At 60.6% G+C, this 18,971-nt stretch carries 18 protein-coding genes; 10 read left to right on the forward strand and 8 right to left on the reverse strand.

What is annotated here, in order from left to right; all coding sequences use genetic code 11:
* Window positions 1-90: 90 nt before the first annotated feature.
* Entirely contained in the window at window positions 91-279 is a 189-nt protein-coding gene (locus tag QMK55_RS17800; RefSeq protein WP_102356051.1) for a hypothetical protein, read from the reverse strand.
* A gap of 2 nt (window positions 280-281) precedes the next feature.
* Window positions 282-1,595, reverse strand: coding sequence for a phospholipase (locus QMK55_RS17805; RefSeq protein ID WP_320329669.1), 1,314 nt, complete (start codon window positions 1,593-1,595; stop codon window positions 282-284).
* 236 nt (window positions 1,596-1,831) lie between these two features.
* On the opposite strand from QMK55_RS17805, the gene kdgD reads away from it, so the two are divergent.
* The 5 genes from kdgD (at window position 1,832) to QMK55_RS17830 (ending at window position 8,411) form a co-directional block, all read left to right on the forward strand.
* Window positions 1,832-2,743, forward strand: a complete 912-nt coding sequence (gene kdgD, locus QMK55_RS17810) for a 5-dehydro-4-deoxyglucarate dehydratase (protein ID WP_102356053.1) — start codon at window positions 1,832-1,834, stop codon at window positions 2,741-2,743.
* Window positions 2,744-2,818: 75 nt separating this feature from the next.
* Entirely contained in the window at window positions 2,819-4,264 is a 1,446-nt protein-coding gene (locus QMK55_RS17815) for an aldehyde dehydrogenase family protein (protein WP_102356054.1), read from the forward strand.
* 98 nt (window positions 4,265-4,362) lie between these two features.
* Window positions 4,363-5,727 (forward strand): MFS transporter, encoded by a 1,365-nt coding sequence (locus tag QMK55_RS17820; RefSeq protein ID WP_102356055.1) that lies wholly within the window; start codon window positions 4,363-4,365, stop codon window positions 5,725-5,727.
* 11 nt (window positions 5,728-5,738) lie between these two features.
* Window positions 5,739-7,292 carry a galactarate dehydratase gene (gene garD / locus QMK55_RS17825; protein WP_320329670.1) on the forward strand — a complete coding sequence of 518 codons (1,554 nt, stop codon included), beginning with the start codon at window positions 5,739-5,741 and terminating at the stop codon, window positions 7,290-7,292.
* A 177-nt stretch (window positions 7,293-7,469) separates the two neighbouring features.
* Window positions 7,470-8,411 (forward strand): AEC family transporter, encoded by a 942-nt coding sequence (locus QMK55_RS17830; protein WP_102356057.1) that lies wholly within the window; start codon window positions 7,470-7,472, stop codon window positions 8,409-8,411.
* 155 nt (window positions 8,412-8,566) lie between these two features.
* Here QMK55_RS17830 and QMK55_RS17835 read toward each other — a convergent pair whose 3' ends face one another.
* The 6 genes from QMK55_RS17835 to gatC form a co-directional block, all read right to left on the reverse strand.
* Window positions 8,567-8,947, reverse strand: coding sequence for a carboxymuconolactone decarboxylase family protein (locus QMK55_RS17835; RefSeq protein ID WP_320329671.1), 381 nt, complete (start codon window positions 8,945-8,947; stop codon window positions 8,567-8,569).
* On the reverse strand, window positions 8,944-10,005 hold the full coding sequence (locus QMK55_RS17840; protein WP_102356059.1) for a calcium/sodium antiporter: 1,062 nt from the start codon (window positions 10,003-10,005) through the stop codon (window positions 8,944-8,946). Before QMK55_RS17840 ends, QMK55_RS17835 begins: the two co-directional genes overlap by 4 nt.
* Before the next feature lie 46 nt (window positions 10,006-10,051).
* The gene (locus QMK55_RS17845) at window positions 10,052-10,426 is read right to left on the reverse strand and encodes a septal ring lytic transglycosylase RlpA family protein (RefSeq protein ID WP_102356060.1); all 375 of its coding nucleotides are present in this window, start codon (window positions 10,424-10,426) and stop codon (window positions 10,052-10,054) included.
* A gap of 155 nt (window positions 10,427-10,581) precedes the next feature.
* The gene (gene gatB / locus QMK55_RS17850; protein ID WP_102356061.1) at window positions 10,582-12,027 is read right to left on the reverse strand and encodes an Asp-tRNA(Asn)/Glu-tRNA(Gln) amidotransferase subunit GatB; all 1,446 of its coding nucleotides are present in this window, start codon (window positions 12,025-12,027) and stop codon (window positions 10,582-10,584) included.
* A 10-nt stretch (window positions 12,028-12,037) separates the two neighbouring features.
* Entirely contained in the window at window positions 12,038-13,489 is a 1,452-nt protein-coding gene (gene gatA / locus QMK55_RS17855) for an Asp-tRNA(Asn)/Glu-tRNA(Gln) amidotransferase subunit GatA (RefSeq protein ID WP_102356062.1), read from the reverse strand.
* A gap of 16 nt (window positions 13,490-13,505) precedes the next feature.
* Window positions 13,506-13,793, reverse strand: coding sequence for an Asp-tRNA(Asn)/Glu-tRNA(Gln) amidotransferase subunit GatC (gene gatC, locus QMK55_RS17860; RefSeq protein WP_007901429.1), 288 nt, complete (start codon window positions 13,791-13,793; stop codon window positions 13,506-13,508).
* A gap of 211 nt (window positions 13,794-14,004) precedes the next feature.
* On the opposite strand from gatC, the gene mreB reads away from it, so the two are divergent.
* The 5 genes from mreB to rng all read left to right on the forward strand — a co-directional run bounded on the left by mreB (window position 14,005) and on the right by rng (window position 18,940).
* A complete protein-coding gene (mreB, locus tag QMK55_RS17865; RefSeq protein ID WP_002555108.1) occupies window positions 14,005-15,042 on the forward strand; it encodes a rod shape-determining protein MreB in 1,038 nt (345 codons plus the stop codon).
* A 141-nt stretch (window positions 15,043-15,183) separates the two neighbouring features.
* Complete coding sequence (gene mreC, locus QMK55_RS17870; RefSeq protein ID WP_320330264.1) at window positions 15,184-16,299, forward strand: rod shape-determining protein MreC; 1,116 nt, start codon at window positions 15,184-15,186, stop codon at window positions 16,297-16,299.
* Window positions 16,299-16,790, forward strand: coding sequence for a rod shape-determining protein MreD (gene mreD / locus QMK55_RS17875; protein ID WP_102356064.1), 492 nt, complete (start codon window positions 16,299-16,301; stop codon window positions 16,788-16,790). Before mreC ends, mreD begins: the two co-directional genes overlap by 1 nt.
* Window positions 16,791-16,827: 37 nt before the next feature.
* Entirely contained in the window at window positions 16,828-17,424 is a 597-nt protein-coding gene (locus QMK55_RS17880; protein WP_320329672.1) for a Maf family protein, read from the forward strand.
* A gap of 58 nt (window positions 17,425-17,482) precedes the next feature.
* The gene (gene rng, locus QMK55_RS17885; protein ID WP_320329673.1) at window positions 17,483-18,940 is read left to right on the forward strand and encodes a ribonuclease G; all 1,458 of its coding nucleotides are present in this window, start codon (window positions 17,483-17,485) and stop codon (window positions 18,938-18,940) included.
* Window positions 18,941-18,971: the final 31 nt, after the last annotated feature.

An 18,971-nucleotide genomic window follows, 5' to 3' on the forward strand; every position in this document is an offset into this window, starting at 1 on the left:
GATATACCGCTTTCGCGAGCAAGCCCGCTCCCACACTTGAAATGCATTTCAAGTGTGGGAGCGGGCTTGCTCGCGAAGGGGCCGGTGAATTCAGCGCGGCAATATCGAGCGATCCACCCTCACTGACAGTTGCGCTTTACCAGGCTTGGCAGCAAACGCTACATCTCCTGATTGATCCACAACCCCCCGCGCAATCGGCTTGCCATCGGCCAGCAACTCCAGCGGTGCGCCTTGCAGCGATTGGCCCGACGCCAGTTCCAGTTTCAATGTGATCGTCATGGTCATTCTCCTTGATTGATGTTGCCCGTCGGGTGGTAGTCCTTGAGCAGCAGGTACGTGCTCCAGCCCCACCAGTCATCAATGGTGGCGGTGTCGTTGAGGTTGTTCACGTCTTTGCGCCGCAGCACCTTGCCGCCCTCGACGCGGAACAGCGGCGAGAAGTTGTCGGAAAGATTCAGTACCGCCGTCAGATCCGGCAGCCGTTGCAGTGCGGCGTACGCCGACGGCGCGGGCACATTACCGCTGAGGTAGGCGGCGAAGATTTCATCCGCCGAGGCCTGCACCGCCAGATTGACCTGGGTGCGGTTGTCCGCGTCGCTGGCCTCGAAGTAGCGCTTGTCGCCGTAGGCGCGCCATTGATCGCCATGGGCGTTGCGCACCTTGAGGCCGAATTTGCTGTCCTCGTCGTGCATGAAACGCGTCACCAGCGAGCCGAGATCGCTCGGGGTCACCACCACTGCCATCTCTTTGCGCGGCACGCGCAGGTGGCCGGAGGAGAACAGGTCGGTGAGGAAGTGGTCGGCGAACGCGTTCATCGCGTAGGCCCGTTCCAGTTGTTGTTCATCGTGATTGGCGCGGGCCGCGACGGCGGTCTGCAGGGCGGCGGTATGGCCGGCGATGTAAGCCAGTCTGGCCCATTCACCGAAGTGGTCGGCGTTGTTCGCTGCCAGTTTCAGGTATCGCCCGAGGGGGAACAGCGCGGAGACGAAACTGCCACCACCGGTGAGCTTGTTCCACTCTTCGGACAACGTATCTCCTAATGTATCGTAGGCTTCGTGCGGTGGCTTGCCGTCCTTGATCGCTTGTTTAACCGCGTCGATCTCTTTTTGCATGACCGCGAGGATCTGCGGTGCCTCGGCGCGAGAAGCCGGCAGTACGGCGAGGGAATCGAATGCGGCGTTGAAGCGGTTCAGGCGATCGGCCGGGGTCGCGCCTTCGTTGATCGGCCGGTCGACCACCCCGTAGAAATCGCCGGCCAGCGCCACGACCTGGCCATAGGTCAGGGCGAGTCCGTTAGGCAAGTGCAGTTGCACATTTTGCGCGCGGATCGGTTCGGCGTTTTCGACGAAGCGCAGCAGGGTGTTGTCACCGATGGCCGTGTGTTCGCCGCCTTCGAAGCGCAATTGTGGTTTGCCTTTGAGCGGTTTGCGGGGGAGGGCGGTGACCGGTTCGACATCGCTGTGAGTATCGGCGATGTGCAGTACCAGATGCGGGTTGTCGGCGCTGAAGCGGATGCCGTTTGGGGTGAACAGATCATCGAAACGGGCGACAACCGGCTTGGGTCTTTCCTGTGGTTTGGGGTGCAGTCCGGACATTTCTTTCTCCTTGATATGTCGGCGGTGGATTTAATTTAGCTGTATGTATATACAGTGAAATCGATCCTAGTCGAGATTTTTCCTACGTCAAGAAAGAATCTTGTCCGACAAAAAATGCCGGGCAGCGATGAAATGCAGTTGACGGTTGTTTTTTAAGTTGTACGATGACCTACAACTTCAGCGCTGGCTGAATCATAAAACTCACAAAAAACGTTGTTACCCAGGGTGTTCGAAAAATGAATCCACAAGAACTGAAGTCCATCCTCTCCGCCGGCCTGCTGTCGTTCCCGGTCACCGATTTCAACGCTCAGGGCGATTTCAACCGCGCCGGCTACATCAAGCGTCTGGAATGGCTGGCCCCGTACGGCGCTTCGGCACTGTTCGCCGCCGGTGGTACCGGTGAGTTCTTCTCCCTGGCAGCCAGTGAATATTCGGAAATCATCAAGACTGCAGTCGATACCTGCGCCACCAGCGTGCCGATTCTGGCCGGTGTCGGCGGCTCGACCCGTCAGGCCATCGAATACGCACAGGAAGCCGAGCGTCTGGGCGCCAAAGGCCTGTTGCTGCTGCCGCACTACCTGACCGAAGCCAGCCAGGATGGCGTTGCCGCCCACGTTGAAGCGGTGTGCAAATCGGTGAACATCGGCGTGGTGGTCTACAACCGCAACGTCTGCCGCCTGAACGCGGCGCTGCTGGAACGTCTGGCCGAGCGCTGCCCGAACCTGATCGGCTACAAGGACGGCCTGGGCGATATCGAGCTGATGGTGTCGATCCGTCGCCGCCTCGGTGATCGCTTCAGCTACCTCGGCGGCCTGCCGACCGCCGAAGTCTACGCTGCTGCCTACAAGGCGCTGGGCGTGCCGGTTTACTCCTCGGCGGTGTTCAACTTCATCCCGAAAACCGCGATGGACTTCTACCACGCGATCGCCCGTGAAGATCACGCCACCGTCGGCAAGATCATCGATGACTTCTTCCTGCCGTACCTCGACATCCGCAACCGCAAGGCCGGTTACGCCGTGAGCATCGTCAAGGCCGGGGCCAAAATCGCCGGCCATGACGCAGGCCCGGTGCGGGCGCCGCTGACCGACCTGACCGGCGAAGAGTACGAAATGCTCGCCGCGCTGATCGACAAGCAAGGTGCGCAGTAACACCCGATAAAAGCGAGGCCGCTGAGCAATCAGCGGCTTTTTGCGTGAAGGCTTTGAGATTTGAGGGCTGCCCCTGTGACAAATGCAAAACGCTACGACAACTACATCAACGGCGAATGGGTCGCCGGTGCCGACTACTCGGCCAACATCAACCCGTCCGAACTGAGCGACACCATCGGCGATTACGCCAAGGCTGACCTGACTCAGGTTAACGCCGCCATCGATGCGGCCCGCGCCGCGTTCCCGGCCTGGTCGACCTCCGGCATTCAGGCCCGTCACGATTCGCTGGATAAAGTCGGTACTGAGATTCTGGCTCGTCGCGAAGAGCTCGGTACTTTGTTGGCCCGTGAAGAGGGCAAGACCCTGCCCGAAGCCATCGGCGAGGTGACCCGCGCCGGCAACATTTTCAAATTCTTCGCCGGTGAATGCCTGCGTCTGTCCGGCGACTACGTGCCGTCGGTGCGCCCGGGCGTCAACGTCGAAGTGACTCGCGAAGCCCTCGGCGTGGTCGGTCTGATCACTCCGTGGAACTTCCCGATTGCGATCCCAGCGTGGAAGATCGCCCCGGCTCTGGCCTACGGCAACTGCGTGGTGCTGAAACCGGCGGACCTGGTGCCGGGTTGCGCCTGGGCGCTGGCAGAAATCATCTCCCGCGCAGGCTTCCCGGCCGGCGTGTTCAACCTGGTGATGGGTAGCGGTCGCGTGGTTGGCGATGCGTTGGTGCAGAGCCCGAAAGTCGACGGCATCAGCTTCACCGGCTCGGTTGGCGTGGGTCGGCAGATCGCAGTCAACTGCGTTTCGCGCCAAGCCAAAGTACAACTGGAAATGGGCGGCAAGAACCCGCAGATCATTCTCGACGACGCCGACCTCAAACAAGCGGTCGAGCTGTCGGTGCAGAGCGCGTTCTACTCCACCGGCCAGCGTTGCACGGCATCGAGTCGCTTGATCGTCACCGCCGGAATTCACGACAAGTTCGTCGAGGCGATGGCCGAGCGCATGCAGTCGATCAAGGTCGGTCATGCGCTGAAGTCCGGCACCGACATCGGTCCGGTGGTCTCGCAAGCGCAACTGGAACAGGACCTGAAGTACATCGACATCGGCCAGAGCGAAGGTGCGCGTGTGGTCAGCGGCGGTGGTCTGGTGACTTGCGACACCGAAGGTTACTTCCTCGCGCCAACGCTGTTTGCCGACAGCGAAGCGTCGATGCGCATCAGCCGTGAAGAAATCTTCGGCCCGGTGGCCAACATCGTTCGCGTGGCCGATTACGAGGCGGCGCTGGCGATGGCCAACGACACCGAGTTCGGTCTGTCGGCGGGTATCGCGACGACTTCGCTGAAGTACGCCAACCACTTCAAGCGTCATTCCCAGGCCGGGATGGTGATGGTCAACCTGCCGACCGCCGGTGTCGATTATCACGTTCCGTTCGGTGGCCGTAAGGGTTCATCCTATGGCTCACGCGAGCAAGGCCGCTATGCGCAAGAGTTCTACACAGTCGTGAAAACGGCCTACATCGGTTCCTGATACCTGCAATACCTGTGGGGCTGGCTTGCAGCCCCCACAGATGACAGACCCAAGAAGATTCACCCGCGCATAAAAATAATCAGTGGGAGTACATCTACATGCAATCGTCCAAGCCGACTCACGTCCGCTATTTGATCCTGCTCATGCTGTTCCTGGTGACCACGATCAACTACGCCGATCGCGCCACGATCGCCATCGCCGGTTCCAGCCTGCAAAAAGACCTCGGTATCGACGCGGTCACCCTCGGTTATATCTTCTCCGCTTTCGGTTGGGCCTACGTGGCCGGGCAGATTCCCGGTGGCTGGCTGCTCGATCGCTTCGGCTCGAAAAAAGTCTATGCCCTGAGCATTTTCTGCTGGTCGCTGTTCACCGTGCTGCAAGGCTTTGTCGGTGAGTTCGGCATGTCCACGGCGATTGTCGCGCTGTTCATGTTGCGCTTTCTGGTGGGGCTGGCCGAAGCGCCATCGTTCCCCGGTAACGCGCGTATTGTCGCGGCGTGGTTCCCGACCGCAGAACGTGGCACCGCCTCGGCGATCTTCAACTCGGCGCAATACTTCGCCACCGTGCTGTTCGCACCGCTGATGGGCTGGATCGTCTACACCTTCGGCTGGGAACATGTGTTCATCGTCATGGGCGTGTTTGGCATCGTCTTCTCGGGGATCTGGCTCAAGGTTATCCACAGCCCGCGTCAACACCCGATGGTCAACGATGCCGAAGTGCAGTTCATCGCCGACAACGGCGGCATGGTCGACATGGACGTGAAACAAGGCAAAAAGACTGACGGACCGAAGTGGGATTACATTCGCCAGTTGCTGACCAACCGCATGATGCTCGGCGTTTATCTGGGCCAGTACTGCATCAACGGCATTACCTATTTCTTCCTGACCTGGTTCCCGGTGTACCTGGTGCAGGAACGCGGCATGACCATTCTCAAGGCCGGTTTCATTGCTTCGCTGCCGGCAATCTGCGGTTTCATCGGTGGCGTGCTCGGCGGGGTGATTTCCGATTACCTGCTGCGCAAGGGCCATTCGCTGACCTTCGCTCGCAAGGCGCCAATCATTGGTGGCTTGCTGGTGTCGAGCAGTATTGTCGCTTGCAACTATGTTGATATCGAATGGATGGTGGTCGGCTTCATGGCCCTGGCCTTCTTCGGCAAAGGCGTCGGTGCGCTGGGCTGGGCGGTGGTTTCCGATACGTCGCCGAAGCAGATCGCCGGCCTCAGTGGCGGTCTGTTCAACATGTTCGGCAACATCGCTTCGATCACCACACCGATCGTGATTGGCTACATCATCAGCTCCACCGGTTCGTTCAAATGGGCGCTGGTGTTTGTCGGCGCCAACGCACTGGTCGCGGTGTTCAGCTATTTGGTGATCGTCGGCCCGATCAAACGGGTGGTGCTCAAAGAGCCGCCAACCAACGGTGGTTCTGAAATCACCGGCAAATTGTCTCAAGCGCATTCCTGAGGAGCGGCGTCATGCAGTTGATTGAACATTCCGACTCGCCGCGCTACATCCGCCTGCACGAGCGGGACAACGTAGTGATTGTGGTCAACGACCAAGGCGTACCGGCCGGCACCGAGTTCCCGGACGGTCTGGTGACCGTGGACTTTGTGCCGCAGAGCCACAAGGTCACCCTCGAGGACATTCCCGAGGGCGGCCAGGTGATTCGCTACGGCCAGACCATCGGCTACGCGTTGCAGCCGATCCCGCGTGGCAGTTGGGTCAAGGAAGATCAACTGCGCATGCCGACCGCGCCGCCGCTGGACAGCCTGCCGCTGTCCACCGAAGTGCCGGCCGCACAGGCGCCGCTGGAAGGCTTCACCTTCGAGGGTTATCGCAATGCCGATGGCACCGTTGGTACGCGCAATATTCTTGGCATCACCACCACGGTGCAGTGCGTTACCGGCGTGCTCGATCACGCGGTGAAACGCATCAAGGACGAGCTGCTGCCGAAATATCCGCACGTCGATGACGTGGTGGCGTTGACCCACAGTTACGGCTGCGGCGTGGCGATCACCGCCACCGATGCGTACATCCCGATCCGCACCGTGCGCAATCTGGCGCGCAACCCGAACCTGGGGGGCGAAGCGCTGGTGATCAGCCTTGGTTGCGAGAAACTGCAGGCCGGGCAGGTGATGCACGAGGACGATGCGTCGGTCGATCTGAGCGAGCCGTGGCTGTATCGCCTGCAGGATTCCAGTCACGGTTTCACTGAGATGATCGAGCAGATCATGGCGCTGGCGGAAGTCCGTTTGAAGAAGCTCGACCAGCGCCGCCGCGAGACCGTGCCGGCCTCTGAGCTGATCCTCGGCATGCAGTGCGGTGGCAGTGATGCGTTTTCCGGGATCACTGCCAACCCGGCGCTGGGCTACGCCTCGGACTTGTTGTTGCGTGCGGGGGCGACGGTGATGTTTTCCGAAGTCACCGAAGTGCGCGATGCGATTTACCTGCTGACTTCACGCGCCGAAACCAAAACCGTTGCCGAGGAACTGGTGCGTGAGATGGACTGGTACGACCGTTACCTGGCCAAGGGCGAGGCGGATCGCAGCGCCAACACCACGCCGGGCAACAAGAAGGGCGGGCTGTCGAACATTGTCGAGAAGTCGCTGGGCTCGATCGTCAAATCCGGCAGCAGTGCGATCAACGGCGTGCTCGGCCCGGGCGAGCGCTTCAAACGCAAAGGGCTGATTTTCTGCGCGACCCCGGCCAGCGATTTTGTCTGCGGCACGTTGCAACTGGCGGCGGGGATGAACCTGCATGTGTTCACCACCGGGCGGGGTACGCCGTATGGATTGGCGATGGCGCCAGTGGTCAAGGTCTCGACCCGGACCGAGCTGGCGCAGCGCTGGCCGGACCTGATCGACATCGATGCCGGACGGATTGCCACCGGTCGGGCGTCGATAGAGGAGTTGGGCTGGGAGCTGTTCCACTACTACCTGGATGTGGCGAGCGGCAAGCAGCAGACCTGGGCGGAGAAGCACAAGCTGCATAACGACATCACCCTGTTCAATCCGGCGCCGATTACTTGATACCGAGCCGTTGATCGTTCCCACGCTCCGCGTGGGAATGCAGCCCGGGACGCTCCGCGTCTCAAAAGCGTGACGCGGAGCGTCACAGGAGGCGTTCCCACGCAGAGCGTGGGAACGATCGGGGTGAAAGTGGCTTATCATTAGTCCCCTGACGACGCTCACCCAAGGCTCTCCGGCATGCTGGCAATCTTCCTCGAAACCCTGAACATCACCGCGCCGGTGTTCGCCATGCTGTTTCTCGGGGTGTTGCTCAAACGCATCGACTGGATCAACGACAACTTCATCCACACCGCCTCATCGCTGGTGTTCAACGTCAGCATGCCGGCGCTGCTGTTTCTCGGAATCCTGCATGCTGACCTGCACGCTGCTTTGCAACCGGCGCTGCTGATCTACTTCGCGCTCGCCACGCTGGCGAGTTTCGCCCTGGCCTGGGGCTGGGCGATTTTTCGTTGCCCGCGCGAGGATCGCGGCATCTATACCCAGGGCGCGTTTCGCGGCAACAACGGAGTGATCGGCCTGGCACTGGCGGCGAGCATGTACGGCGACTACGGGATTTCCCTCGGGGCGATCCTCGCGGCGCTGGTGATCCTGTTCTACAACACCCTGTCGACCATCGTGCTGGCGGTGTACAGCCCGGTGATCAAATCCGATCCGTGGAGCATCTGCAAAAGCGTGTTCAGCAACCCGCTGATCATCAGCGTGATTGCTGCCGCGCCGTTCGCCTGGTTCAAGATCAGCCTTCCGGGCTGGCTGGAAACCTCTGGCCAGTATCTGGCGCAAACCACCTTGCCGCTGGCGCTGATCTGCATCGGCGGGACGCTGTCACTGGCGGCGCTGCGCAAGAGCGGGAGCATGGCGCTCAGTTCCAGCCTGCTGAAGATGATCGGCCTGCCAGTGCTGGCGACGCTCGGCGCGTGGCTGTGGGGTTTTCGCGGGGCGGAGCTGGGGATTCTGTTTCTGTACTTCGGCAGCCCGACGGCGGCAGCCAGTTTCGTCATGGCCCGGGCGGCGCAGGGCAATCATGAGCTGGCGGCGGCGATCATTGTGCTGACCACGCTGATGGCGGCGGTGACCACCAATGTCGGGATCTTTGTGTTGCAGTGGGGTGGCTGGATCTGACTGACAGATCTTCAGTGGCGCAAAGGGCCTCTTCGCGAGCAAGCCCGCTCCCACAGGTTTTGTGTTGTTAATCAGATTTCAATAACACCAAAGAACCTTGTGGGAGCGGGTTTGCTCGCGAAGGCGTCAGATCGGATTACTCGAATTTCAATCAGTCACTCAGGTTTCTGGTAGCTGTCGATCACTTCCTGCGCCGCGCGAAACGCATCAATCGCCGCCGGCACGCCGGCATACACCGCGCAATGCAGCAGCGCCTCACGAATCTCTTCCACTGTGCAGCCATTGTTCAGTGCACCGCGCACGTGGCCTTTCAATTCCTGCGGGCACTTCAATGCCGTCAGCGCCGCCAGGGTGATCAGGCTGCGGGTTTTCAGCGGCAGACCTTCGCGATTCCACACACCACCCCAGGCGTGTTCATTGACGAAATCCTGCAAGGGCTGAGTGAACTCGGTGGCGTTGCCGAGCGCGCGATTAACGAACGCATCGCCCATTACCTGACGGCGGATTTCAACCCCGGATTTCTTCGAATCGGTCATGGCACATCCCTCTTGTGGTGTTGGCGGCGCCAGGCGCGTACGGACGTGAACAACAGGAACGCCAGCAGCGTCGGCAGCACGTAAAACAGCATCAGTTTTTCCAGTTTGCCGGCCAGCGGCATGCCGGTGGTGAACGACACCACATGCAGCCCGTAAGCCAGGTACAAACCGAGCAGCAACAAACCTTCGGCACGGGTCACGCGGTAGCCGGAATAGAACACCGGCAGGCAAAGCGCGGCGACGCCGAGCATCACCGGCAGGTCGAAATCCAGCGCGTTGGGCGACACCGACAAGGGGGTTGGTGCGATCAGCGCGGTGATGCCGAGCACCCCTAGCAGGTTGAACAGGTTGGCGCCGATCACGTTGCCCACCGCAATGTCGCGCTGGCCGCGCAATGCGGCGATCAGCGAGGTGGCGAGTTCCGGCAATGAGGTGCCGACCGCGACCACGGTCAGGCCGATCACTCGCTCGGAGAAGCCCAGGTCAGTCGCCACCGCCACGGCCGCGCCCAGCAGCAAATGCCCGGCGAACACCAGCAGCGCCAAACCAACGACGATCATCAGCAAACTGCTGAACCACGGTGCGTGCGGCGTGTTCGGCAATTCCGAATGCGGCCGGGCCGAGTGCCGCGACTGGCGCAGCAGCAGGCCCAGATACAGCGCCAGCGCGGCGAGCAACAGAATGCCGTCGAAGCGGCCGATCTGTTCATTCCACGCGAGGACGAACACCAGGAGGCTGGCGCCGATCATCAGTGGGATGTCCAGGCGCACCAGTTGCCTGGAGACCCGCAGCGGAATGATCAGCGCCGACAGACCGAGGGTCACCAGGATGTTGAAGATACTGCTGCCGATCACGCTGCCGACGGCGATGTCGGGGTTGTGCGCCAGTGTCGCCTGCAAGCTGACGGCCATTTGCGGGGCGCTGCTGCCGAGAGCGACGATGGTCAGGCCGATGATCAGCGGACGCACGTGCAGGCGCGCGGCCAGACGCACAGCGGCGCGTACCATCAGTTCGGCGCCGATGATCAGCAGAAACAGGCCGCTGAGCAGTTCGATCACGTTGATCAGCGGTAAATCGGCCAGAGCAAAAATAGTCAGCGCTCCATCAGTCGTCGAGAGCCTGTATACGAACCCGCGCCGTGCCGCTGCTGAGCATGCCAAGTCGTTCGGCAGCCTCACGCGAGACATCGATCAAGCGGCCACGGGTGTGCGGTCCGCGATCATTGATGCGCACAATGCAGGATTTGTCGTTTTTCAGGTTGGTGACCTTCACCCGCGTGCCGAACGGCAGTTGGCGATGGGCGGCGGTCAGGGAATGCTGGTTGAACGCCTCGCCGCTGGCGGTGCGTTTACCGTGGTGCTTGGCACCGTAATAGGAGGCGACGCCGGTCTGGTCGTAACCGTGCGGGTCGATGATGTCGTTGCTGGCGCAACCGGCCAGTAGCGAGAGCAGGGCGCAGCCAATGAGCAGACGCTTCATTCAAAGGTTTCCCTAAACAATTGTGGGAATAATCCTTTGTGGAATACGAGCTTTTGTAGTGAGGGGATAAATCCCCTCACCACAGAAGCTCTGCTGCCACAGAAGTTTGCTCCCACATGGATTGGAGCCAGGCTTTGGATCTGGCTCCATTGTGGTCAGCCTTCGAGCTTGCTTTTCAGCAGTTCGTTCACTTGCTGCGGGTTGGCCTTGCCTTTGGAGGCTTTCATGGCCTGGCCGACGAAGAAGCCGAACATTTTGCCGCGCTTGGCTTCATCAGCCGCACGATATTGTTCAACTTGCTCGGCGTTGGCCGCGAGCATTTCGTCCAGCACGGCCGAGATCGCGCCGGTGTCGGTCACTTGCTTGAGGCCGCGCTTGTCGATGATCTCGTCCGCGCTGCCTTCGCCGTTGGCCATCGCTTCGAACACTACCTTGGCGATCTTGCCGGAGATGGTGTTGTCCTTGATGCGCTGCAGCATGCCGCCCAATAGTTCGGCAGACACTGGCGACTCGTCGATGTCCAGGCCTTGCTTGTTGAGCAGGCTGCCCAACTCGACCATTACCCAGTTCGCTGCCAGTTTGGCGTCGCCGCCGATGCTCGCGACTTTCTCGAAGTAATCGGCTTGCTCGCGGCTGGTGGCCAGGACGCTGGCGTCATAGACCGACAGACCGAATTGCTCCTGGAAGCGCTCGCGTTTCTGCGGTGGCAGTTCCGGCAGGGTGGCGCGCACCTCGCCCAGGAACGACTCTTCGATGACCACTGGCAGCAGGTCCGGATCGGGGAAGTAACGGTAGTCGTTGGCTTCCTCTTTGGAACGCATCGGACGGGTCTCGTCCTTGTTCGGATCGTACAGACGGGTCTGCTGGATCACTTTGCCGCCGTCTTCGATCAACTCGATCTGACGCTGGATCTCGGAGTTGATCGCCTTCTCGATGAAACGGAACGAGTTGACGTTCTTGATCTCGCAGCGGGTGCCGAATTCAACCTGGCCTTTCGGACGGATCGACACGTTGCAGTCGCAACGCAGCGAGCCTTCAGCCATGTTGCCGTCGCAGATGCCCAGATAGCGCACGAGTGCGTGGATCGCCTTGACGTAAGCCACGGCTTCCTTGGCGCTGCGCATGTCCGGTTCGGACACGATTTCCAGCAGCGGCGTGCCGGCACGGTTCAGGTCGATGCCGGTGGCACCGTTGAATTCTTCGTGCAGGCTCTTGCCGGCGTCTTCTTCCAGATGCGCGCGGGTGATGCCGACACGTTTGACGGTGCCGTCTTCCAGGGCGATGTCCAGGTGGCCCTTGCCGACGATCGGCAACTCCATCTGGCTGATCTGGTAGCCCTTCGGCAGGTCTGGGTAGAAGTAGTTTTTACGGGCGAACACGTTGTGCTGACCGATCTCGGCGTCAATCGCCAGACCGAACATCACCGCCATGCGCACTGCTTCCTGGTTCAGCACCGGCAACACGCCGGGCATACCCAGGTCGATCAGGCTGGCCTGGGTGTTCGGCTCGGAACCGAACGTGGTGGAACTACCGGAAAAGATTTTCGACCGGGTGGTGAGCTGAGTGTGAATCTCCAGCCCGATCACGACTTCCCATTGCATGTGTGTCTCCTCAGAAGCCGGTTGGGGTGCGGGTGTGCCAGTCAGTGTTGAGCTGATACTGGTGCGCAACATTGAGCAGGCGACCTTCCTGGAAATACGGCGCGAGCAACTGCACGCCAACCGGCAGACCATCGACAAAACCGGCCGGCATCGACAGGCCCGGCAGGCCCGCGAGGTTGGCGGTGATGGTGTAGACGTCTTCCAGATAGGCAGCGACCGGGTCGCTGTTCTTGGCGCCGAGTTTCCAGGCCGGGTTCGGCGTGGTCGGGCCGAGGATGATGTCGACTTCATTAAAGGCCGCCATGAAGTCGTTCTTCACCAGACGACGGATCTTCTGCGCTTTGAGGTAGTAGGCGTCGTAGTAACCGGCGGACAGCGCGTAGGCGCCGACCATGATCCGGCGCTGGACTTCCGGGCCGAAGCCTTCGCCACGGGAGCGTTTGTACAGGTCGATCAGGTCTTTCGGCTGCTCGCAACGGTGGCCGAAACGCACGCCGTCGAAACGCGACAGGTTCGAGGAGGCTTCTGCCGGCGCGATCACGTAGTACGCAGGGATTGCGTGCTGCATGTTCGGCAGGCTGATTTCCTTGATCACCGCACCGAGCTTCTGCAGCTCTTTGATGCTGTTCTGGATCAGCTCGGCGATGCGCGGGTCGAGACCGGCGCTGAAGTATTCCTTCGGCACGCCGATGCGCAGGCCCTGCAGCGAAGTGTTGAGGCTGGCGGAGTAATCCGGAACCGGCTCGTCGATGCTGGTGGAGTCGTTCTGGTCGAACCCGGCCATACCTTGCAACAAAATTGCGCAGTCTTCGGCAGTGCGTGCCAACGGGCCGCCCTGATCGAGGCTGGAGGCGTAAGCAATCATGCCCCAGCGCGAAACACGACCGTAGGTCGGTTTCAGGCCGGTGAGGTTGGTGAACGCGGCTGGCTGACGGATCGAGCCGCCGGTGTCGGTGGCCGTGGCCGCTGGCAACAGACGAGCGGCAACCGCCGCCGCCGAACCGCCGGACGAACCGCCCGGTACGTGTTCCAGATTCCACGGGTTTTTCACCGCGCCGTACCAGCTCGACTCGTTGGCCGAACCCATGGCGAATTCGTCCATGTTGGTCTTGCCCAGGGTCACGGCGCCGGCAGCGGCCAGTTTCGCAACCACGGTGGCGTCGTACGGGGCTTTGAAGTTGTCGAGCATCTTCGAGCCGCAGCTGGTGCGAATGCCCTGGGTGCAGAACAGGTCCTTGTGAGCGATCGGCGCACCCAGCAGGGCGCCGCTCTCACCGTTGGCGCGGCGTGCATCGGCGGCTTTCGCCTGCTCGATGGCCAGCTCTTCGGTGAGGCTGATGAAACTGTTGAGCTGCGGATCGAGCTGGGTGATGCGCGCCAGCAGGACTTTGGTCAGCTCTTCGGAGGAAAACTTTTTATCGGCGAGACCGCGGGCGATCTCGGCCAGAGTCATTTGATGCATTGCAGGCTCTTTCCCTTTAGTCGATGACTTTCGGAACCAGATACAGGCCGTTTTCGACCGCTGGTGCGATGGACTGGTAAGCCTCGCGGTGATTGGTCTCGGTCACGACGTCGGCGCGCAGGCGCTGACTGGCTTCCAGCGGGTGGGCCAAAGGCTCGATACCGTCGGTATTGACGGCCTGCATTTCGTCGACCAGCCCGAGAATGCTGTTGAGGGCGGAAGTAATGTGTGGAAGATCGGCATCATTGAGGCCAAGGCAGGCCAGATGAGCGATTTTTTCCACGTCGGAGCGTTCTAGCGCCATCGGGATTCTCCTGTGGAAAACAGAACGGACGGCGTCCGTGTGTTAGATTGTCGGAACACTACCGCACTTCTACGGTCATAAGGCCGCGATTGTGGGGCTTGGTGCACAGAAAAGCGGCCAATTTAACATATTGGCGCCTTGCCCAAAATCCCTGTCGTTGTTAGAGTTTGCCGCACTTTTTTACCCACGCGTTGCCTAGGGTCCCTTTCCCATGTTCAAGAAACTGCGTGGCATGTTTTCCAGCGATCTTTCCATTGACCTGGGCACTGCCAACACCCTTATTTACGTGCGCGAGCGCGGTATCGTCCTGAATGAACCGTCGGTTGTGGCCATTCGGACACACGGTAACCAGAAAAGTGTCGTTGCTGTCGGCACCGAAGCCAAGCGCATGCTCGGCCGTACGCCGGGCAACATTGCTGCCATTCGTCCGATGAAGGACGGCGTTATTGCCGATTTCAGCGTCTGCGAAAAGATGCTGCAATACTTTATCAACAAGGTTCACGAAAACAGCTTTCTGCAGCCCAGCCCTCGTGTGCTGATCTGCGTTCCATGCAAATCCACTCAGGTTGAGCGTCGAGCCATCCGTGAATCGGCCCTTGGTGCCGGTGCGCGTGAAGTGTTCCTGATCGAAGAGCCAATGGCTGCTGCGATCGGTGCCGGCCTGCCGGTTGAAGAAGCGCGCGGCTCGATGGTCGTGGATATCGGTGGTGGTACCACTGAAATCGCGCTGATCTCCCTGAACGGTGTGGTGTATGCCGAATCCGTGCGCGTTGGCGGCGACCGCTTCGACGAAGCGATCATCACCTACGTGCGCCGCAACTACGGCAGCCTGATCGGTGAATCGACCGCCGAGCGCATCAAGCAGGAAATCGGCACCGCCTACCCGGGCGGCGAAGTTCGCGAAGTCGACGTTCGCGGTCGTAACCTGGCCGAAGGCGTTCCACGTGCATTCACCCTGAACTCCAACGAAGTGCTGGAAGCTCTGCAAGAGTCCCTGGCAACCATCGTTCAGGCCGTGAAAAGCGCGCTGGAGCAGTCGCCGCCGGAACTGGCTTCCGACATCGCCGAGCGTGGCCTGGTGCTGACCGGTGGTGGCGCGCTGTTGCGTGACCTCGACAAGTTGCTGGCCCAGGAAACCGGTCTGCCGGTGATCGTTGCCGAAGACCCGCTGACCTGTGTTGCTCGCGGCGGTGGCCGTGCATTGGAAATGATGGACAAGCACACCATGGACCTGCTCTCCAGCGAATAAGTGCTGGTTTGCAATACGTGGGTGAGCGCGCAGGCAGCACTTTGCAGTGCTGCCTGTTGGCGTTTATCTTCTGTCAGTCTTCATCCAGGCCGGTTTGATGCCGTATGAATAAACAGAACATTTGCCTGGGAGGAGCGGCTTATTAAACCGCTTTTCGCCAAGGGCCCTTCGTTGGGCGTGCGCCTGTTGGTGCTGGCCGTGCTGTCGATCGCGCTGATGGTGGTCGATGCTCGCTTCGATCTGCTCAAGCCTGCGCGCAAACAAGCGTCGCTGGTGCTTATGGATGCCTACTGGATCACTGACCTGCCTGGACGGCTGTGGGAAGGGATTGCCAGCCAGTTCGGCAGCCGCACCGAGCTTGTCGCCGAAAACGAAAAACTCAAGACCGAAAACCTGCTCTTGCAGGGTCGCATGCAGAAGCTTGCCGCCCTCACCGAGCAGAACGTTCGGCTGCGCGAGTTGCTCAATTCCTCCGCGCTGGTCAACGAAAAGGTCGAAGTGGCCGAGTTGATCGGCATGGACCCCAACCCGTTCACTCATCGCATCATCATCAATAAAGGTGAGCGTGATGGCGTGGTCCTCGGTCAGCCTGTACTCGATGCGCGCGGCTTGATGGGCCAGGTGGTCGAGTTGATGCCGTACACCTCTCGCGTGCTGCTGCTCACTGACAGCACTCACAGCATTCCCGTGCAGGTCAATCGCAACGGTTTGCGGGCGATTGCCAGCGGCACCGGCAATCCTGAGCGCCTGGAATTGCGCCACGTGGCCGACACGGCGGACATCAAGGAAGGCGATCTGCTGGTCAGTTCCGGTCTCGGTCAGCGCTTCCCGGCAGGCTATCCGGTCGCGACCGTGAAGGAAGTGATCCACGATTCCGGCCAGCCGTTTGCCATCGTTCGTGCCGTACCGACTGCCGCGCTGAACCGCAGCCGCTACATGTTGCTGGTGTTCAGCGACAATCGCACGGCCGAAGAACGTGCCAACGATGCGGCGCAGGCCCAGGAAAGTCTCGATGCGCAGGGCGGTGGTCCGGTGATTCCCGCAACGGTACCGAAAACCGTGACCCCGCCTGCCGCCGCAACACCCCCTGCCACTGCACCTGCTGCCAGCACTCCACCGGCCAAGCCCGCTGCAAGCAAACCGCCCGCTGCTGCAAAACCACCTGCAGCCAGTAAGCCACCGGTGAGTCAACCTGCTGCTCGACCGGCGGCCAAACCGCCTGTCATCGCGCCGGCAACAACCGGGAGACAAGAATAATGGTCGGGGCTACCGCATCGCGTAACGGCTGGATTGTCTGGCTGACGTTTCTGATTGGCATACTGCTCAGTGTCTCGCCACTACCGATTTTCATGGAGATCCTGCGTCCGCTGTGGCTGGCCTTGCTCCTGACATTCTGGGCCTTGTATATGCCGCATACGGTCGGCATGGTCACAGCGTTCTGTCTGGGGCTGGCCGAAGACGTGCTGCAGGGCGATCTGCTCGGTCAGAACGCCTTGATCCTGACCCTGATCACGTTCCTGGTGCTGTCCTTGCAGCAACGCCTGCGGATGTTCCCGATATGGCAGCAATGCCTGGTCATCCTGGTGATCTTCGGCCTCGCCCAGTTGGTTCAACTATGGCTCAGCGCCCTGACCGGCAACCGCCAGCCAACACTGGCACTGGTGCTGCCGGCATTGACCAGCGCCTTGCTCTGGCCTTGGGTCAGCTTCGCTTTGCGTGGATTGCGCCGCCGCTACAAAATCAATTGATCCGGTGAGGCTGGGCACTGAACAGGGAGATGTTTTGATGAAGCCGCTGTACCTCGCCTCAGGATCGCCGCGCCGGCGTGAATTGCTCACGCAGATCGGCGTGCCGTTCTCCGCCATCAGTGCGGACATCGATGAAACCCCACTAGCCGAAGAATCGCCTTCGGCCTATGTCGAGCGTCTGGCGCGCGGCAAGGCCGAGGCCGGTCAACGCGCGCTCGCGTCCGACGCGGCGTATTGCGTGCTGGGAGCGGACACCGCCGTGGTACTCGACGGCAAAATTCTTGGTAAACCGGTGGACGAAGCCGAGGCATGCGCCATGCTGATGATGTTGTCCGGCAAGGAGCATGAAGTGCTGACGGCCATCGCCGTGCTCGAAGGCGAGCGCTGTGAGGCGCAGGTTGTGCGCAGTCTGGTGCGCTTCCGCCCGATCAGTCGCGACGAAGCCGCCGCCTACTGGGCCAGCGGCGAGCCCCGGGACAAGGCCGGCGGTTATGGCATTCAGGGCCTGGGCGCGGTGTTTGTCGCGGGCCTCAACGGCAGCTATTCGGCGGTGGTCGGGCTGCCGGTTTGCGAAACCGCAGAACTGTTGGGCCATTTCGGCATACCCTGTTGGCAAAACCTCCACGCGCAATGAGCGTCGTACGAATCAAGATGCGGCCATTATCGTGAACATGCCTGAACGAGACCCTGCCATGAGTGAAGAGATTCTGATCAACATCACGCCGATGGAATCGCGTGTGGCGGTGGTCGAAAACGGTGTGTTGCAAGAAGTCCACGTCGAGCGCACGCAAAAACGCGGGATCGTTGGCAACATCTATAAAGGCAAGATCGTGCGCGTGTTGCCGGGCATGCAGGCGGCTTTCGTCGACATCGGCCTGGATCGCGCCGCCTTCATTCACGCCTCGGAAATCTCCCTGCGCGAAGGGCCGGCGGTCGAGAGCATCAGCTCGCTGGTGCACGAAGGCCAGAGCCTGGTGGTGCAAGTCACCAAGGACCCGATCGGCTCCAAAGGCGCGCGGCTGACTACGCAGCTGTCGATTCCGTCGCGCTATCTGGTGTACATGCCGCGCACTGCCCACGTCGGCATCTCCCTGAAAATCGAAGACGAAGCCGAGCGAGAGCGCCTGAAACAGGTGGTCAGCGATTGTGTGGCCAAGGAAGGGATCAAGGAGGCCGGTGGCTTCATCCTGCGTACCGCCGCCGAAGGCGCCGGGGGCGATGAAATTCTCATGGACATCCGCTATCTGCGGCGCCTGTGGGATCAGATCAATGCGCAGATCCAGACCATCGGCGCGCCGAGCGTGATTTATGAAGACCTCGGCCTGGCCTTGCGTACTTTGCGCGATCTGGTCAGCCCGAAGATCGAGAAAATTCGCATCGACTCGCGGGAAACCTTCCAGAAAACCACGCAATTCGTCGCCGAACTGATGCCGGAAATCGCCGACCGTCTGGAACACTACCCGGGCGAACGACCGATTTTCGACCTCTATGGCGTCGAAGACGAAATCCAGAAAGCCCTCGAGCGTAAAGTACCGCTCAAGTCCGGCGGTTATCTGGTGGTCGATCCGGCGGAAGCCATGACCACCATCGACGTCAACACCGGGGCGTTCGTCGGTCATCGCAATCTCGAAGAGACCATCTTCAAGACCAATCTCGAAGCGGCCACCGCGATTGCCCGTCAACTGCGTCTGCGCAACCTGGGCGGGATCATCATCATCGACTTCATCGACATGGAAGATGAAGAGCACCAGCGTCAGGTCCTGCGCACGCTGGAAAAACAGCTGGAGCGCGACCACGCCAAGACCAACATCATCGGCATCACCGAGCTGGGCCTGGTGCAGATGACCCGCAAGCGCACCCGCGAAAGTCTGGAACAGGTGCTGTGCGAGCCGTGCAGCAGCTGCCAGGGCCGCGGCAAACTGAAAACTCCGGAAACCATCTGTTACGAAATTTTCCGCGAGATTCTGCGTGAAGCCCGCGCCTATCAGGCCGAGGGTTATCGCGTCTTGGCGAACCAGAAAGTGGTGGATCGACTGCTCGATGAAGAATCCGGTAACGTCGCCGAGCTTGAAGGGTTCATCGGTCGCACCATACGTTTTCAGGTCGAAACCATGTATTCCCAGGAACAATATGACGTGGTGCTGCTCTGAACCCCTGCGGCACATTTAATCCACAACGGCT

Source organism: Pseudomonas sp. P8_229 (genome assembly GCF_034008635.1).
Classification (GTDB): domain Bacteria; phylum Pseudomonadota; class Gammaproteobacteria; order Pseudomonadales; family Pseudomonadaceae; genus Aquipseudomonas.

Excerpts from the sequence above, each read along its gene's own strand:
- QMK55_RS17800 (WP_102356051.1), bottom strand. The coding sequence starts at position 279 with ATGACGATCACATTGAAACTGGAACTGGCGTCGGGCCAATCGCTGCAA.
- QMK55_RS17805 (WP_320329669.1), bottom strand. The coding sequence starts at position 1,595 with ATGTCCGGACTGCACCCCAAACCACAGGAAAGACCCAAGCCGGTTGTC.
- kdgD (WP_102356053.1), top strand. The coding sequence starts at position 1,832 with ATGAATCCACAAGAACTGAAGTCCATCCTCTCCGCCGGCCTGCTGTCG.
- QMK55_RS17820 (WP_102356055.1), top strand. The coding sequence starts at position 4,363 with ATGCAATCGTCCAAGCCGACTCACGTCCGCTATTTGATCCTGCTCATG.
- garD (WP_320329670.1), top strand. The coding sequence starts at position 5,739 with ATGCAGTTGATTGAACATTCCGACTCGCCGCGCTACATCCGCCTGCAC.
- QMK55_RS17830 (WP_102356057.1), top strand. The coding sequence starts at position 7,470 with ATGCTGGCAATCTTCCTCGAAACCCTGAACATCACCGCGCCGGTGTTC.
- QMK55_RS17835 (WP_320329671.1), bottom strand. The coding sequence starts at position 8,947 with ATGACCGATTCGAAGAAATCCGGGGTTGAAATCCGCCGTCAGGTAATG.
- QMK55_RS17845 (WP_102356060.1), bottom strand. The coding sequence starts at position 10,426 with ATGAAGCGTCTGCTCATTGGCTGCGCCCTGCTCTCGCTACTGGCCGGT.
- gatB (WP_102356061.1), bottom strand. The coding sequence starts at position 12,027 with ATGCAATGGGAAGTCGTGATCGGGCTGGAGATTCACACTCAGCTCACC.
- gatA (WP_102356062.1), bottom strand. The coding sequence starts at position 13,489 with ATGCATCAAATGACTCTGGCCGAGATCGCCCGCGGTCTCGCCGATAAA.
- gatC (WP_007901429.1), bottom strand. The coding sequence starts at position 13,793 with ATGGCGCTAGAACGCTCCGACGTGGAAAAAATCGCTCATCTGGCCTGC.
- mreB (WP_002555108.1), top strand. The coding sequence starts at position 14,005 with ATGTTCAAGAAACTGCGTGGCATGTTTTCCAGCGATCTTTCCATTGAC.
- mreD (WP_102356064.1), top strand. The coding sequence starts at position 16,299 with ATGGTCGGGGCTACCGCATCGCGTAACGGCTGGATTGTCTGGCTGACG.
- QMK55_RS17880 (WP_320329672.1), top strand. The coding sequence starts at position 16,828 with ATGAAGCCGCTGTACCTCGCCTCAGGATCGCCGCGCCGGCGTGAATTG.
- rng (WP_320329673.1), top strand. The coding sequence starts at position 17,483 with ATGAGTGAAGAGATTCTGATCAACATCACGCCGATGGAATCGCGTGTG.